Annotated in this window: 16 protein-coding genes and 1 pseudogene; 14 read left to right on the forward strand and 3 right to left on the reverse strand. The window is 52.7% G+C overall.

The window, feature by feature from the left end:
* Positions 1-63: 63 nt before the first annotated feature.
* Together EXW94_RS22970 and fhuF are read left to right on the forward strand one after the other, a co-directional pair.
* Positions 64-1,128 (forward strand): GGDEF domain-containing protein, encoded by a 1,065-nt coding sequence (locus EXW94_RS22970; protein WP_174341090.1) that lies wholly within the window; start codon positions 64-66, stop codon positions 1,126-1,128.
* Between the two features lie 91 nt (positions 1,129-1,219).
* Positions 1,220-2,007, forward strand: a pseudogene (gene fhuF, locus EXW94_RS22975) (siderophore-iron reductase FhuF).
* Between the two features lie 95 nt (positions 2,008-2,102).
* On the opposite strand, the gene EXW94_RS22980 reads toward fhuF, so the two are convergent.
* Positions 2,103-3,449, reverse strand: a complete 1,347-nt coding sequence (locus EXW94_RS22980) for a PTS sugar transporter subunit IIC (RefSeq protein ID WP_126816022.1) — start codon at positions 3,447-3,449, stop codon at positions 2,103-2,105.
* Between the two features lie 327 nt (positions 3,450-3,776).
* Between EXW94_RS22980 and EXW94_RS22985 the strand changes: the two genes are divergently transcribed.
* Entirely contained in the window at positions 3,777-4,235 is a 459-nt protein-coding gene (locus tag EXW94_RS22985) for a YbaK/EbsC family protein (protein WP_042714997.1), read from the forward strand.
* Between the two features lie 37 nt (positions 4,236-4,272).
* Here EXW94_RS22985 and bglJ read toward each other — a convergent pair whose 3' ends face one another.
* Both bglJ and EXW94_RS22995 read right to left on the reverse strand, forming a co-directional pair.
* Positions 4,273-4,908 (reverse strand): DNA-binding transcriptional activator BglJ, encoded by a 636-nt coding sequence (bglJ, locus tag EXW94_RS22990; protein WP_126816050.1) that lies wholly within the window; start codon positions 4,906-4,908, stop codon positions 4,273-4,275.
* Positions 4,908-5,642, reverse strand: coding sequence for a LuxR C-terminal-related transcriptional regulator (locus tag EXW94_RS22995; protein WP_108417153.1), 735 nt, complete (start codon positions 5,640-5,642; stop codon positions 4,908-4,910). The genes bglJ and EXW94_RS22995 overlap by 1 nt, the downstream gene beginning before the upstream one ends.
* 412 nt (positions 5,643-6,054) lie before the next feature.
* Here EXW94_RS22995 and EXW94_RS23000 point away from each other — a divergent pair, with 412 nt between their 5' ends.
* The 11 genes from EXW94_RS23000 to EXW94_RS23050 all read left to right on the forward strand — a co-directional run bounded on the left by EXW94_RS23000 (position 6,055) and on the right by EXW94_RS23050 (position 15,206).
* Complete coding sequence (locus EXW94_RS23000; protein WP_120159170.1) at positions 6,055-6,828, forward strand: threonine/serine exporter ThrE family protein; 774 nt, start codon at positions 6,055-6,057, stop codon at positions 6,826-6,828.
* Positions 6,819-7,292 carry a threonine/serine exporter gene (locus tag EXW94_RS23005; RefSeq protein ID WP_108417155.1) on the forward strand — a complete coding sequence of 158 codons (474 nt, stop codon included), beginning with the start codon at positions 6,819-6,821 and terminating at the stop codon, positions 7,290-7,292. The genes EXW94_RS23000 and EXW94_RS23005 overlap by 10 nt, the downstream gene beginning before the upstream one ends.
* A gap of 67 nt (positions 7,293-7,359) precedes the next feature.
* A complete protein-coding gene (locus EXW94_RS23010; RefSeq protein ID WP_108417156.1) occupies positions 7,360-7,998 on the forward strand; it encodes a TetR family transcriptional regulator in 639 nt (212 codons plus the stop codon).
* Between the two features lie 41 nt (positions 7,999-8,039).
* The gene (locus EXW94_RS23015) at positions 8,040-8,492 is read left to right on the forward strand and encodes a MarR family winged helix-turn-helix transcriptional regulator (protein ID WP_174341091.1); all 453 of its coding nucleotides are present in this window, start codon (positions 8,040-8,042) and stop codon (positions 8,490-8,492) included.
* 84 nt (positions 8,493-8,576) lie between these two features.
* Positions 8,577-9,005, forward strand: a complete 429-nt coding sequence (locus EXW94_RS23020; protein ID WP_010427173.1) for an organic hydroperoxide resistance protein — start codon at positions 8,577-8,579, stop codon at positions 9,003-9,005.
* 149 nt (positions 9,006-9,154) lie between these two features.
* Complete coding sequence (gene dnaT, locus EXW94_RS23025; RefSeq protein ID WP_010427175.1) at positions 9,155-9,700, forward strand: primosomal protein DnaT; 546 nt, start codon at positions 9,155-9,157, stop codon at positions 9,698-9,700.
* Positions 9,697-10,434, forward strand: coding sequence for a DNA replication protein DnaC (gene dnaC, locus EXW94_RS23030; RefSeq protein WP_010427177.1), 738 nt, complete (start codon positions 9,697-9,699; stop codon positions 10,432-10,434). Before dnaT ends, dnaC begins: the two co-directional genes overlap by 4 nt.
* An 84-nt stretch (positions 10,435-10,518) precedes the next feature.
* A complete protein-coding gene (locus EXW94_RS23035) occupies positions 10,519-11,001 on the forward strand; it encodes a DUF2501 domain-containing protein (protein ID WP_100165522.1) in 483 nt (160 codons plus the stop codon).
* 270 nt (positions 11,002-11,271) lie between these two features.
* The gene (opgB, locus tag EXW94_RS23040) at positions 11,272-13,563 is read left to right on the forward strand and encodes a phosphatidylglycerol--membrane-oligosaccharide glycerophosphotransferase (RefSeq protein WP_174341092.1); all 2,292 of its coding nucleotides are present in this window, start codon (positions 11,272-11,274) and stop codon (positions 13,561-13,563) included.
* Between the two features lie 201 nt (positions 13,564-13,764).
* Positions 13,765-14,316, forward strand: coding sequence for a helix-turn-helix transcriptional regulator (locus EXW94_RS23045; RefSeq protein ID WP_120159659.1), 552 nt, complete (start codon positions 13,765-13,767; stop codon positions 14,314-14,316).
* Positions 14,317-14,462: 146 nt separating this feature from the next.
* Positions 14,463-15,206 carry a winged helix-turn-helix domain-containing protein gene (locus EXW94_RS23050; protein ID WP_174341093.1) on the forward strand — a complete coding sequence of 248 codons (744 nt, stop codon included), beginning with the start codon at positions 14,463-14,465 and terminating at the stop codon, positions 15,204-15,206.

The raw sequence follows: 15,206 nt of genomic DNA on the forward strand, positions 1-15,206 counted from the left end.
TTACTATTTTCTAACAACACCTATTCATTTGTTTTAATTAAATATTAATAAAAAAGCATTACTATGACATCACAATCCTGGCGGTCTTTGGTCAACAGCAAATATCAATTATCTTTACGTTTATTTCTCTTTCTGAATGCAGCCTCAGCGGTGTTCTCGGTAACAAACCCGCTCTATTCTGTACGCCTGTTCTCGTTCCCCCTGGTGGCTATTTTTATTCTCAGCACGGGATTGTTCGCCTGGCACTGGAAACAGAAAACCCGGAAAATCAATATTCCCGTCGTTTCCGCGATCTTCGGTATTTTGTGGGCCTGGCAAATTGTCTCGAAATTTTCGTTAATTACGCACGATCGGGCGACCTATTTAGTCATGGCACTCTTAACGGTGCTTTTTATTGGCTCCCTGGCATTTGCCAGTAATATCAAGGCATTTACCCTTCATTCATTACCCGCCTTTATTGCCTGCCTGTGGTTAGGCAGTCATGAAAGCTGGCTGAGAATGATCTACTCCTTTGCCCTCCCGGTGGCGGCGATTGGCATACATAACATCCTGCAAAAACGTAACGATCGCTTTGCTCAGACGCTTCTTTCCCAACTCCTGGAAGAACGCGAGACGCTTTCCGATCTCAGCATGATGGACCCGCTCACCGGCCTGTATAACCGTCGCGGCCTGCAAAGCCGACTGGAAAACCTGCCGAGAGTCGATAACGGTGAACACTTCGTTCTGCTGCTGGATATCGACCATTTTAAAGCATACAACGACCATTACGGCCATATGATGGGCGACCAGGCGCTGATCCGCGTCTCAGCGGCGATCCGTGATGCCGTACGCTCGCGTGATATCGTCGCGCGCTTTGGCGGTGAGGAGTTTATGGTATTGCTGACGAGCATCTCGCTCGATCATGCCCGCCAGACGGCTGAGCGCATCCGCCAGAAGGTCTACGATTTAAAAATCCCGCATATGTTCAACGAAAGCGTGGCAACAAACGTCACCATCAGTATCGGTATTGCCATCTACGATGACGATGACCCGGAAGGCGCGCTGGAGAAAGCGGATAAAGCCCTCTACGAAGCGAAGCACATGGGGCGTAATAACATCCTGCTCAGCGACGAGTTGCAGACAGCTTAAGCCCGACATCCCACATTCAGGACAAAAGGCTTGCGATCGTTTTTATCTATAGTTAGGATTGGCAATCATTATCATTTAGATTCCTATCCTTATGGCAACACGTACCGCACAAGCCGTTGACTCACTTCTCTGGCGAGCCCTCTCTCCACAAGGAGCGCTACGCTTGCGGATGCTATTCGGGACAGGATTGCCGATACCCGCGCCCATCTGCTGGATTTTATCAAGCTGGATGAGCCTCACCCGCATAACACCATGACGCTTGCCGAATGGCAGCGTCCGGCAGAACGCCAGTCACTGCTGGCAGCGTATTCCGACCATATCTATCGCAATCAACCGACCCTTGCGCGGGAAAATAAACCCCTGCTCTCTCTTTGGGCGCAATGGTACATCGGGTTGATGGTCCCGCCGATCATGGTGGCCTTGTTAACCCAGGACGCGATGCTGGATCTCTCCCCGGAACATTTCCACGTTGAGTTCCACGAAACCGGGCGTGCGGCCTGCTTTTGGATTGACGTTCATGAAGATATGCGTGCCGGGCAATGCTCAGCTCAGGAGCGTATGGAACAGCTCATCACTCAGGCATTGATGCCGGTAATTGACGTGCTTGAGCAGACGGGAGAAATCAATGGAAAGCTTATCTGGAGTAATACCGGTTACCTGATCCACTGGTATTTAACAGAGATGAAACCGCTGCTGGGCGATGAGAAAGTGGATGCCCTGCGCCAGTCCTGTTTCTTTGCAAAACAGCTTTCTGATGGGCGGGATAACCCTTTATTCCGTACCGTCGTCCCGCGTGACGGCCTTCTGGTGCGCCGGACCTGCTGTCAGCGCAATCGCCTGCCTGACGTTCAGCAGTGCGGGGATTGCACGCTGAAGTAGTGCCGTTTATTGCCCGGTGGCGCTTCGCTTACCGGGCCTACAGATCCTCAAAACGTAGGCCGGGTAAGGCGCAGCCGCCACCCGGCACAAACGACTCAGGCTACCTGCTGATTTTCCTCTTCCGCATTACGCTGCGCTTCTTCCGCTTCCTGTTCCAGCAACTGCTTCTCGTACACTTTAAAGAACGGGTAGTAGATAATGGCCGATACGCAGGCCAGCACAACGACGAGAATAGCCGCGCGGAAGTCCCAGCCCAGCGCCCATGCCGCGCCTATCGGAGCAGGGGCTGTCCAGGGAACCACTGAGATAACGCGACCAATCAGATCAAACGTCATCGCCGCCCAGGCCAGCACGGCGTTTACCATCGGTGCCAGCAGGAACGGAATAAAGAACACCGGGTTCATGACAATCGGCGTACCAAAAATGACGGGTTCGTTGATGTTAAAGAAGCTGGGCACCACGCTCAGACGTCCAATTGAACGCAGGTGTGCAGAGCGGCTACGCAGATAGCAGATCACCAGCCCCATCGTTGCGCCAGAGCCACCAATCACAATAAAGAACGTCCAGAATGCTTCCATAAAAATGTGTGGCAGAGGTTGGCTTGCCGCCAGCGCGGTCTGGTTAGCGCCCAGGTTGGTCAGCCAGAACATCTGCAGCATCCCGGAGACAATGGCAGCTCCGTGGATACCGGCAAACCACAGCAAGTGACCGATCAATACCGCCAGCAGGATAGCAGGCAGCGAGTCAGCAGCGGAAACCAGCGGTTTGAAGATCGACATAATAGCCTGTGGGATCAGCATACCAAACTGAGACTGAATCAGCAGACTCAGCGGGTACAGCGTCAGCACAACCACCAGCACCGGGATCAGCAGATCAAAGGAGTTTTTGATCATCGGTGGCACCTGGTCTGGCAGGCGAATACCGATGTTGTGCGATTTCAGGAAACGCATCATTTCGACGCAGTAAACCGCCACCAGAATGGCGGTAAAGATCCCCGTTCCGCCGAGGCTGTCGACAGGCAGAGTGCCTTTGGTTTTCGGCGCAGCAACCAGCAGAAATGCCATCAGCGACAGCATGGCGCACATGAACGGGTCAAGCTGATGAGATTTCACATAATGTTTGCCCAGGTTGTAGGCGATGGCCGCACAGATATAAATGGACATAATGCCCATCGTCATATCAAACGGGGTGAGAATTTGCCCTTCAAATTGCTTCGCCATATCCAGCCAGGCGCGAGCAAAACCCCAGGTCGTATCAGGTGAAAACGGTGGGTAAGCAAACACCAGCAGAAATGAACCCACAATCATGAAAGGCATCGCTGAGATAAATCCATCACGAATGGCCATAACATGACGCTGGGAAGAGATTCGCCCGGCAATCGGGCTGACGTAATTTTCAACGAAACGGAATATCAGATTAAACGCAGCATGGTTGGCAGACATAGCAGCTCTCCTGTCAGACGTTCGTTACGGGCGAATTCGCGCCACACGTTGTTCCATAAATCAGCTTCACAACCTTGCCGGCTTGCGTACCAGCGGTACTGCTCAGAAGAAATGGTTTCATAATTAGCTCTTATTATTGGATACAGGGACGTTACATTCTCAGTATTAATCTCTGACTGACGCTCTGCAACCGGTTACTGTAACCGGTTTCTGTGAATGTGAAGGCGATCCATAAATCGGCCCAGCAGAATATTTGTTACCGAAGAGATATTTACAGAACCTAAAGGCTTATGACAGATTACGCAGGATATTTGTCAGGAGGAAACAATGAGTTTGCAGTCTGTACAGCAGTTTTTTGCCGACAACGCACCCGATGTCGAAATCATCGAGCTTAGCCAAAGCACCGCGACCGTGGCCCTGGCTGCTGCAGCGCATAACGTTGAACCGGGTCAAATCGCCAAGACGCTATCGTTAAAGGTTAAAAACGAGGTCATTCTCGTGGTGGCCAAAGGTGACGCGCGGCTGGATAACAAAAAACTGAAAGACGCATTCGGCGCAAAGGCGCGCATGCTGAGCAGTGACGAAGTGGTCACCGTTACGGGTCATCCCGTGGGTGGGGTTTGCCCTTTCGGACTGGAGAATCCCCTTTCGGTTTTCTGCGACGTTTCACTGAAACAGTACGCTGAAGTGCTGCCTGCTGCCGGTGCAATTCATAGCGCCGTACGTATTTCCCCCGACAGAATGGCAGAACTGACTGCAGCAAAATGGGTGGATGTCTGCATTTGATTGTTGCGCCAGAAGCGTTCTGGCGCATGACAAACGGCTAAGAGAATGAAGGAACACTCAACGCCGAGCGACGCGGCTCCCGGGCGGGAAGATGAGCGAGGATATCTGCTGCATCCAGTAATCCCACATCAGAATTGACCCCGAGCTTTACCATCGCATTGAACTTGTGCGCCCTGATAGTCTTAATATTGCGCTCAAGCTGTGTCGCGATTTCAGGGATGGAATAGCCCGACGACATATAACGCAAAATTGCCCGTTCGGTGGGGCTCAACATGCGGTTCTGATTCACATACCAGTGATTGTACATGTTGTCGTTTACACGATGCGTTTCGTTAAGAAAGGTCACCATGCCTTCGATCAACTGCTCAAGCGACACCGATTTACTGATTATCCCGTGCAGGCGTGCCGGAGAAAGATGGCAAATCAGCCTCGCTTCTACATCATCGGACGCCAGGACAATACGCTGGATATTGCCGTGTGAGAACATCAGATCACGCAGACTCGCAAGACAGTTACGACGCTCCTCACGCGCATCGGATAATGAGTAAATAACCGAATAAAACGCGGTCTGGGAAAGTGCCTCTTTAAAACTGTCGAATCGACTAAACAGATGGACCTGATAGCTGTTGAATGTCGGCAAAGCAAAAATATGCTGCAGCCCAACAGCACTCATTACGCAATTTTCGATGACGGCGATATGTCTTGTTGCTGCGGTCTCTTCCATTCCTCAAACTCTCCATAGGCCGATATTAAACTCAGTTCCCGCATCCCCTGTGTACTGCTGATCCAGGCATACATATCGGCATTGCTTCGCAGGGACAACCTGCGCATCGCACTGTTCTTCTGTGCACTGATCGTTTTGTTACTCTTCTTCAATAACGTCGCGATTTGATTAATACACCAGCCTTTCCCCAGCAGTCGCAATACTTTGCGCTCAGAGTGAGTTAGCGCGATAAAGCTCTCGGACTCGTCTTCAGGCTCTGGCGTGTCCGGCATTAACAACGTCTGGCTAATGCGTTCTGCGCGTTCACTTCCGGCACGAATAGCATTAATGACCCCGTCGATCGGTTCCATATCTGACAGCAAGGTGCTTTCAGGACGCATGAGTAATTCTACTGCCAGAGGGTAAAGGGGCCGGGAAACTAAAAAGATCCAATGGATATCCCGATACTGATTCAGCAACCCGTAATATTGCTCGAGCGTACCGCGAGGGTTTCGATAATCACCAGAAATATCCGCAACAACCACACTGGCGCGGCGGAGTTGCAGCAGTGTTAGCTCCTGAATCGAGCGGCAAAAGGTCAATTCATACTCGGGGAAATGGCGTACCATCACCCCACCAAGCCCGGATTGCATAACCGGTATCTTACTAATCACAACTCCGTGTTTACCTTTCAATGGCAACATAGAACCTCCGAGTCCATTCTTCATTTTCTAAATAGCGATAAAACGCATTGAGATAAAATTATTTCATCCCTGAGTGCACACACCATAAATAATGCCAATTTTAAGAAAATCTTTACAAGCTTAAGAAATGCCCAAAACAGGGTTAATATCTCATAAATAACAACCGAATTTAATTACAGTTAGCTGAAAAGAACGAAAATATAAAATTAGAAATACTTAATATATGCGAGATATATTTTTACCTTCTAAATATTCATAAATAAATATTCTTAATCGCTTTCCTTCACTCTCGATCGTGAGGCTGTTTGCACAAATCTTGATCTGACCCAGAGCAAGTGGCACCGCACTTTGTGCTAAAAATAGGCATTCCGGGCCAACAGGCAAGCTATCCATCCTCTCTTCAGGGCAATACATGCAAGATCGGTCAACGCAACGCGCAACGACGCGGATATGTATTCAATGTGGGCTTTTTCTCTTACAGCACGGGGCTGAAAGCGCCCTTGTCGAGGAACTCTCAACGCGTCTTGGCGTGGCGCTCGGCATGGACAGCGTCGAAAGTTCTATCTCGTCGAATGCCATTGTACTGACGACCATAAAAGACGGGCAGTGCCTGACGTCCACCCGTAAAAATCACGATCGCGGCATCAATATGCACGTCGTGACGGAAGTGCAGCACATCGTCATTCTTGCTGAGCATAAGCTGCTGGATCTGAGAGAAATTGAGAAACGTTTCGCGCAAATTAAACCGTTACGCTATCCGCGCTGGCTGGTGGTGGTCATGGTTGGGCTGTCGTGCGCCTGTTTTTGCAAACTCAACCAGGGCGGATGGGACGGTGCCATCATCACCTTTTTCGCCAGCAGTATCGCCATGTATGTCCGCCAGCTGTTGACCCACCGGCAACTGCACCCGCAAATTAACTTTTGCATTACCGCTTTTGTCGCCACCACGGTTTCTGGCCTGCTGCTGCGCCTGCCGCAATTTGCAAACACCCCGACGATTGCCATGGCCGCCAGCGTGCTTCTGCTGGTCCCGGGCTTCCCGCTGATTAACGCCGTGGCTGACATGTTTAAAGGGCACATCAATACCGGCCTGGCGCGCTGGGCGATAGCCAGTCTGCTGACGCTCGCCACCTGCATCGGCGTGGTCATGGCGATGACGCTGTGGGGGTTACGCGGATGGGCATAATCGAATTTCTCTTTGCGCTGGCGCAGGACATGCTTCTGGCCGCCATTCCCGCCGTCGGCTTTGCAATGGTGTTCAACGTGCCGCAGCGGGCGTTGCCCTGGTGTGCACTGCTGGGTGCCATTGGTCACGGTTCACGTATGGTCATGATGACGGCTGGTTTCAACATCGAATGGTCAACGTTTATGGCCTCGATGCTGGTCGGCAGCATTGGCATTCAGTGGTCGCGCTGGTATCTGGCGCATCCAAAGGTCTTTACCGTGGCGGCCGTTATTCCGATGTTTCCGGGCATCTCCGCCTATACCGCGATGATTTCAGCGGTAAAGATCAGCCATTTTGGTTACACCGAGCCGCAAATGATCCTCCTGCTGAGCAACTTCCTGAAGGCGTCTTCCATTGTCGGGGCGCTCTCCATCGGCCTGTCGATTCCCGGCTTGTGGCTTTACCGCAAGCGTCCGCGCGTTTGAGATTTGTGTTATCACGCTGCCATGGTAATAATCCCTGCATTCTGTTTGGTGACGATAAGGAAAGGATGTGGCTAACCCTGGCAGCGAAAACCCGGAACACAATGAAGGCAGCCTGAAGGAAAACATTTTCCAGAGCGCCATTGCGCTGTTTGCCGAATATGGTCTAAACGGTGCCCGAATGGAGCAAATCGCCGAGAAAGCCGGCACGACCAAACGGATGGTGGTATATCACTTTAAGAATAAAGAAAACCTGTATCTTCTGGCCCTGGAGTACGTTTACACCCAGATCCGCGCCAGTGAGAAACGGCTCAGCCTTGCCGGTATGCCGCCGGTAGAAGCGCTGGTTCATCTTGTTGAAGCGACCTTTGACTACCACGCCGACCACCCTGACTACATCCGCATCATCTGTATGGAGAACATGCAGCGCGGCCGCTTCATGCAGCAGTCCAGCTACCTGCGCCAGGTTAACCGCAGCGCGCTGGAACTGCTGGAAGCCATTCTGCAGCGCGGGAAAGAGAAGCAGCTGTTCAATCAGACGGTAGACGCGCGCGACCTTCACCGTTTGATCAGCAGCTTCAGCTTCCACTATGTCGCCAACAGCTACACCTTTACGCTGTTGTTCGAAGAGGGAGCAGACGAAGCCGCGCAGCGTCAGCACTACCGAAAAATGGCGGTCCAGGTGGCACTGCGCTATACGTGCCCATAAAATAGCTTGCAATTATATCGTGTACTATCTATATTCATCTCATGAACGCAAAAACGAACGACACCACCGCGGCGCTGCTGCTGGATAACCAGCTCTGTTTTGCCCTCTACTCGGCAAACCTGGCGCTTAACAAGCTGTACCGGCAACTGCTGGCACCGCTGAACCTGACCTACCCGCAGTACCTGGTCATGCTGGTACTTTGGGAGCAGGATGACGTGACGGTGTCGGACATTGGCGAACGGCTGTTTCTTGACTCAGCCACGCTGACGCCGCTGTTAAAGCGTCTGGAAAGCGCCGGGCTGATCAACCGCCACCGTTCCCGTAAAGACGAACGCCAGGTTGCGGTCACCCTGAGCGATGCCGGGCGTGCACTCCAGCAACAGGCCGTGGGGGTCCCTCACGCGGTTGGGTGCGCAGCGCAATGCGATACCGACACGATGCTGGCGCTTAAGCAGCAGCTTGAGCTTTTGCGACAACAGTTACACCACGCGTAAGGCTATACTTTACGCGTCTTTCTTTACCCATATATATCGCACGCTATTTAATAGCACACACAAATGTAAGATGAGGAACCTGCCATGTCTTTAGAAAAAGTTGTCTACACTGCCAAAGCCAAAGCCACCGGAGGCCGTGACGGCCGCGCGACCTCTTCCGACGGCGTCCTGGACGTTAAACTGGGTGTGCCAAAAGAGATGGGCGGCATGGGCGGCGAAGTGACCAACCCGGAACAGCTGTTCGCTGCAGGCTACTCCGCCTGCTTCCTGGGCGCGATGAAGTTTGTGGCTGCTCGTGACAAATTCGCGCTGCCGAAAGAGGCGTTTATCGAAGGTGAAGTCGGCATTGGCCCACTGCCAACCGGTTTTGGTATCGAAGCGAAGCTGAACATTCACGTTGAAGGTATGGATCCTGCGGAAGCGAAAAAACTCGTGGATGCAGCGCACATCGTTTGCCCATACTCTAACGCCACGCGCGGCAATATCGACGTTACGCTGAACATCATCGCGTGATAACTGCCTGATGGCGCTGCGCTTATCAGGCCTACGACTGTAGCCCCGGTAAGCGCAGCGCCACCGGGGAAATCCCCTCCTTTCCTTTCCCCTCTCTGTGCTACCATAAGCCCATATCACGCCCGTAGTAACCCAGTAGAGATAGCGTTATGTCCTCCAGAATCCTGACCACCAGCATCGCTGGCATTGATGCCTTTATGCGCGATCCCCGCGGCGTGCTGACCAATGCCGAAGGCGGTACCCTCGCCGTGTTTGCCGATAACGCCCCGGCGTTTTACGCAATCACGCCGGAACGTCTGGCGCAGCTGTTGGATATCGAAGCGCGGCTGTCGCGCCCGGCCAGTGATGTCACCCTGGATAACCAGTTCTTCGACGAACCGGAAAACGCGCCCGTTGCCATACCGATGGGGAAATTCCCCATGTACGCGGGCTGGCAACCGGATGCCGATTTTCAGCGCCAGGCGGCACTGTGGGGGATTGCGCTCTCGCAGCCGGTCACGCCCGAAGAGCTGGCCGCGTTTACCGCTTACTGGCAGGCGGAAGGAAAAGTGTTTCACCATGTGCAGTGGCAGCAAAAGCTCGCGCGCAGTATTCAAATCAACCGCGCCAGCAATAATGGCCAGCCCAAGCGCGATATCAACGCGTTTTCTGAACCGGACAAACAGATCCCTAATGGATTCCGAGGTGCGAAATGAAGAACGTCGGCGACCTGATGAAACGTCTGCAAAAAATGATGCCAGCCAACGTGAAGCCAGCCTTCACAACGGGTGAAGAGCTGCTGGCGTGGCAAAAAGAGCAAGGTGAAATACGTGCGGCGGCGCTCGCCCGTGAGAACCGTGCGATGAAAATGCAGCGTACCTTTAACCGCTCGGGTATCCGCCCGCTTCATCAGAACTGCTCGTTTGATAACTACAACGTCGAGTCGCAGGGACAAATGAATGCGCTGAGTCAGGCACGTCAGTACGTGGACGAGTTTGATGGCAACATCGCCAGCTTCATTTTCAGCGGCAAGCCCGGCACCGGGAAAAACCACCTTGCAGCGGCCATCTGCAACGAGCTGCTGCTGCGGGGTAAATCCGTATTGATCATCACCGTGGCCGATATCATGTCTGCCATGAAAGAGACGTTCAGCAACCGCGAAACCAGCGAAGAACAGCTGCTTAATGACCTGAGCAACGTTGACCTGCTGGTCATCGACGAGATTGGCGTTCAGACGGAATCCCGCTATGAAAAAGTCATCATCAACCAGATCGTTGACCGCCGCTCTTCCTCCAAGCGACCAACCGGAATGCTGACAAACCACAATATCGACGAAATGACCCGTCTGCTGGGAGAACGCGTAATGGATCGCATGAAGCTCGGCAACAGCCTGTACGTCATCTTTGACTGGGAAAGTTATCGCAGCCGCGTCACCGGCAAAGAGTATTAAGACAGTTCCAGGAATCGCACGCGGCGCGGAGGTATATACTGGAACCACTTCCGTCCCTGAACGGACCTTTTTGAGAAAGCCATTATGAAAAAACAGTTACTTATCAGCACACTTTTCGGTGCACTGCTGGCAACCAGCGCGGCGCAGGCAGCGTCATGGCAGGAGTCACTTTCCAGCGCAGCCAACGAACTGACCAAAGAGAGCGGCAGCACGCAGGGTGGGCTGTCTGCCTCTTCCCTCACCAGCCTGCTGGGTAACAGCTCCCAGAGCCTGAGCGCGGGTACGATGAACAACGCGGCGGGGATCCTGGAATATTGTGCGAAGCAGAAGCTGGCTTCCGTCACCGATGCGCAAAACGTGAAAAACCAGGTGCTGGGTAAACTGGGTCTGGACACGCAGGAGCAGAAAGCGGACACCAACTATATGGACGGTATTCAGGGCCTGCTGAATGCGCAAAACGGTCAGCAGCTGAACCTGAGCACCATCGGTAACTCCTCTCTGGCAAAACAGGTGAAAACCAAAGCCTGCGATCTGGTGCTGAAACAAGGCGTTAATTTCATCTCCTGATTGACCCCATTTTCTGCCACAACATGCCGCGTTTGTTACGTTAGTCTTACGGCGCGGCGTTAAACGACTGTTTTCCTGCCTTACCACCGTCTCAGCGTCCGCATGCCAGGATGCGACCGCCTTCAAAAAAACGATTTTCTAAACCAAATCCTAACAACAGCACACTTTCGTGACACTAAAATTGCAGCTAAACGACATCGCCATTACATTGTATTACCCAAAAAATAATCAGTTAGCCAGCAAAGCGTCTGGCGTCATGAGGATATGCTGTTGTCAGAGTTAATGTCCCTTATCCTTTTCCTGGCTTCCGTTGGCGTTTACGCCTGGAAAGCGGGCCGAAACACCTGGTGGTTTATTGCCACGCTGGTGGTGCTCGGCATTTTTATTGTTTTGAACATTACGTTATACGCCAGCGATTACTTTACCGGTGACGGTATTAATGATGCGGTACTCTACACCCTGACAAATAGCCTGACGGGCGCAGGGGTTGGTAAGTACATACTTCCCGGTCTGGGCGTGGTATTTGCTCTGGTTGCTATTTTTGGTTCCCTTGCCTGGGTGCTGCGTCGTCGTCGCCATCACCCGCACCATCATGGCTACAGTCTGCTGGCGCTGTGCCTGGCGTTGGCCTCTGTTGACGCCAGCCCGGCATTCCACCAAATCACCGAACTGGTGAAATCCCAGTCGCGCGAGGGTGACCCCGATTTCGTGGCGTATTACAAAGAGCCCGCGAAGAAGATCGACAATCCGAAGCTCAACCTCGTCTATATCTACGGCGAGAGCCTGGAGCGCACCTATTTTGATAACGATGCCTTCCCGAACCTAACCCCGGATCTGGGGCCCCTGAAAAACGAAGGTCTCGATTTCAGCCACACCATGCAGTTACCCGGCACCGATTACACCATCGCCGGTATGGTCGCGTCGCAGTGCGGTATCCCGCTGTTCGCGCCTTTTGAGGGCAACGCCTCGGCGTCCATGTCGAGCTTCTTCCCGCAAAATGTCTGTCTTGGCGATATCCTGAAAAATTCCGGCTACGAAAACTACTTTATGCAGGGCGCAAACCTGCGTTTCGCTGGCAAAGATGTGTTCCTGAAATCACACGGCTTTGACCACCTCTACGGCTCTGAAGAGTTAAAAACCCTCGTCGCGGACCCGAGCTACCGTAACGACTGGGGCTTCTACGACGATACGGTGCTGGACGAGACCTGGCAAAAATTCGAGGAACTCTCCCGCGCGGGCAAACGCTTCTCGCTCTTCGCCCTGACAGTGGATACCCATCATCCGGATGGATTTGTCTCTCGTACCTGTAAACGCAAAAATTATGACATCAATGGCAAGAGTAATACGTCATTTAGCGCCGTCACCTGCAGCCAGGAACATATCGCCGCGCTGATCGACAAAATCAAAGCCTCGCCGTATTTCAAAAACACGGTGATTGTGGTGTCGTCTGACCATCTGGCAATGAAAAACAGCGCCTGGGATGAGCTTAACAAGCAGGACCGCAGCAACCTGTTCTTCATCCTGCGCGGCGACCAGCCTCAGCAAGAGGTGATCGCCACCAGGCGTAACTCGATGGATAACGGCGCCACGGTGCTGGACATTCTGGGCGGCGATAACTTTATTGGCCTTGGCCGCAGTACGCTGTCCGGGCAATCGCTGTCAGAAGTGTTCCTCAACATGAAGGAGAAAATCCTGGCGTGGAAGCCGGATATCATCCGCCTGTGGAACTTCCCGAAAGAGATGAAAGATTTCACCATCGACCAGGATAAAAAAATGATTGCCTTCTCCGGCAGTCACTTCCGCCTGCCGCTGCTGCTGCGCGTGTCGGACAACCGCGTCGAACCGCTGCCGGAAAGTGAATACTCCGCACCGCTGCGTTATCAGCTGGCTGACTTCGCCCCGCGCGACAATTTTGTCTGGATCGACGCGTGCTACAAGATGGGCCAGCTCTGGTCGCAGCCGCTGGCCCTGTCTACCGACTGGTGTGTCGCTCAGGGACAGCTCGGCGGAGAGCAGTCCGTCCAGCATGTTGATAAAAAACAGTGGAAAGGCAAAACGGCGTTTAACGATACGGTTATCGATACCGCGCGCTATCAGCGTAACGTCGACATGCTGAAGATTGTCGATAACGACATTCGCTATAAAGCGGACAGTTTTATCTTTAACGTGGCCGGCGCGCCGGAAGAGGTCAAACAGTTCAGCGGCATCTCCCGGCCGGAATCCTGGGGACGCTGGTCCAACGCCCAGCTGGGTGACGAAGTGAAAATTGAGTATGCCCATCCGCTGCCGGAAAAATTCGATCTGGTGATCACGGCCAGAGCGTTCGGGCCCAATGCTAACCGCCCTATCCCGGTGCGCGTGGGGGATAAAGAACAGATCCTGACGCTTGGCAATGACATAAGCACCACCACGCTGCATTTCGACAATCCGTCGCGCAGCAGCACGCTCGTCATCGTTCCGCCAGACCCGCAGTCCACTAACGAAGGCAATATCCTCGGCCATTCCCCGCGACAGCTTGGGATTGGGATGGTGGAAATTAAAATTATCAGTCGCGACAGTTAATATCCTCTCTGCCCGGCGTTCCGCCGGGCAATTTCAAAATTATAAAAAGCTTTATGCTTATTATAAATCAGATAAAATCACTATATTTAACGCAATTTCATCTATATACATATTAGTTTAGGCTCAGGATGTAGAGTATTGCCCTACTTTGATTTCCATGAGGACCCTCTGGCTCCCTCACGTTAACGGGCGACACCTGACATGACTCTCTCACGCAGCACCCACGTCGACTTTCACGTTATCGTTCTGAGCGATAACTATTTCCTGTGGCTTGGTCTGAAAACGCTCATTTCGATGATGATGACGCCGCGTCCTGATATTTTCTGGCTCAACAGCGTCAGCCCGGAAACCCTCTTGCGCATGCGCGAACAAATCATGAAAGAGACCACCGATAACGGCTGGCTCATATTTACGGACGAAAGCCGCGTGAACGACATCAACGTCTATCTGCCTGCCGGGCGCGTCAGGGTGCTGGCTGGAAACATCTCGATAATTCAGCTCAGCCAGCATTTGAGAAACGCCGATTTCACCCAGCGCTACCGTCCTGATGCTAACCTCACCCGCTCTGAACTGCGGGTGTGTACCCTGCTCAGTCAAGGGATCAGCCTGGTTCGCATTGCGCAACTGCTGAATAAATCCCCCAAAACCATCTATACCCACAAGCGTAACGCGATGACCAAATTCCGCTGCCAGAACCTGGCGGAGTTTCACCGTAAAATCTGCCTGCTGGAACAGCAATCGTTCTACCTCTGATTGCGCTCATTTATTAATCAGCGTGAATACCTGCCTGGATCAATGTTATCGGTAACAAAGCAGTTAGAATACCCAGCTTCTTAGATGAATAGCACGCGTACTATTCACCATATGTATTTTCCCAACTGCTCTTTTGACAATACTCTATGAAATACCTGCTCGCTGATACCCTCGTCTATAACGATGAAGACGGTTCCGTTTCACTTGTTGCTACGCCAGACGTCGAACCCCAGGTGATGACGGCAACCGCCAACAGCATTATGAAAATGCTGGTGCTCCATCACGGTAACGTCGTCGAACGCGAGGCGTTCCTGCATGACGTGTGGGATGAGCGCGGCCTGCAGGGCTCCAACAATTCACTTAATCAGTACATCAGTATCCTGCGGAAACTGCTGGCAAGCCTCGTGCCCGAGATGTTGTTTATTGTCACCGTGCCCAAAGTGGGCTTTATGCTGAGCGCGGACATCACGGTCCATTCCCAGGCCGAAAAATCTGATTGCCCAGCCTCAGCCAGTAGGCCGTATCGTTTTCAGCCTCAACTGCTGTTCTGTAGCGGGCTGACGCTTGTGGTGCTGGCGCTGTGCATCTGGACGTTTGTGGTTAAGCAAAACCAGCAGCGCGCGGAAATGCACCTTCTGACACATTTCGGTGAATGTCCGGTCTACACCTTCTCGCCGCTGGCAGATGTGTTTCGTAACAAGGCAATAGCGCTGGCACAGGCGATGCAGCGCGACGGCAACCTGCCGTGCCTGAAAAACTCCCTCTTTTATCTGCACATTCAGAACACGCTCTTCTACGGCCATGAAGGAAGGATGGTGCTTTCGCAATGCTCCCTGTCGAAAGAGAACACCGCCAGCGCCTGCCGCACGCTTTATGCCTACGAATGGTGA

It is taken from the genome of Enterobacter sp. JMULE2 (genome assembly GCF_013337145.1).
In the GTDB taxonomy this organism is placed as follows: domain Bacteria; phylum Pseudomonadota; class Gammaproteobacteria; order Enterobacterales; family Enterobacteriaceae; genus Enterobacter; species Enterobacter mori.

Excerpts from the sequence above, each read along its gene's own strand:
- EXW94_RS22985 (WP_042714997.1), top strand. The coding sequence starts at position 3,777 with ATGAGTTTGCAGTCTGTACAGCAGTTTTTTGCCGACAACGCACCCGAT.
- dnaC (WP_010427177.1), top strand. The coding sequence starts at position 9,697 with ATGAAGAACGTCGGCGACCTGATGAAACGTCTGCAAAAAATGATGCCA.
- EXW94_RS23020 (WP_010427173.1), top strand. The coding sequence starts at position 8,577 with ATGTCTTTAGAAAAAGTTGTCTACACTGCCAAAGCCAAAGCCACCGGA.
- EXW94_RS22980 (WP_126816022.1), bottom strand. The coding sequence starts at position 3,449 with ATGTCTGCCAACCATGCTGCGTTTAATCTGATATTCCGTTTCGTTGAA.
- bglJ (WP_126816050.1), bottom strand. The coding sequence starts at position 4,908 with ATGAGTGCTGTTGGGCTGCAGCATATTTTTGCTTTGCCGACATTCAAC.
- EXW94_RS22995 (WP_108417153.1), bottom strand. The coding sequence starts at position 5,642 with ATGTTGCCATTGAAAGGTAAACACGGAGTTGTGATTAGTAAGATACCG.
- EXW94_RS23035 (WP_100165522.1), top strand. The coding sequence starts at position 10,519 with ATGAAAAAACAGTTACTTATCAGCACACTTTTCGGTGCACTGCTGGCA.
- EXW94_RS23045 (WP_120159659.1), top strand. The coding sequence starts at position 13,765 with ATGACTCTCTCACGCAGCACCCACGTCGACTTTCACGTTATCGTTCTG.
- EXW94_RS23050 (WP_174341093.1), top strand. The coding sequence starts at position 14,463 with ATGAAATACCTGCTCGCTGATACCCTCGTCTATAACGATGAAGACGGT.
- dnaT (WP_010427175.1), top strand. The coding sequence starts at position 9,155 with ATGTCCTCCAGAATCCTGACCACCAGCATCGCTGGCATTGATGCCTTT.
- EXW94_RS23005 (WP_108417155.1), top strand. The coding sequence starts at position 6,819 with ATGGGCATAATCGAATTTCTCTTTGCGCTGGCGCAGGACATGCTTCTG.
- EXW94_RS23015 (WP_174341091.1), top strand. The coding sequence starts at position 8,040 with ATGAACGCAAAAACGAACGACACCACCGCGGCGCTGCTGCTGGATAAC.
- EXW94_RS23000 (WP_120159170.1), top strand. The coding sequence starts at position 6,055 with ATGCAAGATCGGTCAACGCAACGCGCAACGACGCGGATATGTATTCAA.
- EXW94_RS22970 (WP_174341090.1), top strand. The coding sequence starts at position 64 with ATGACATCACAATCCTGGCGGTCTTTGGTCAACAGCAAATATCAATTA.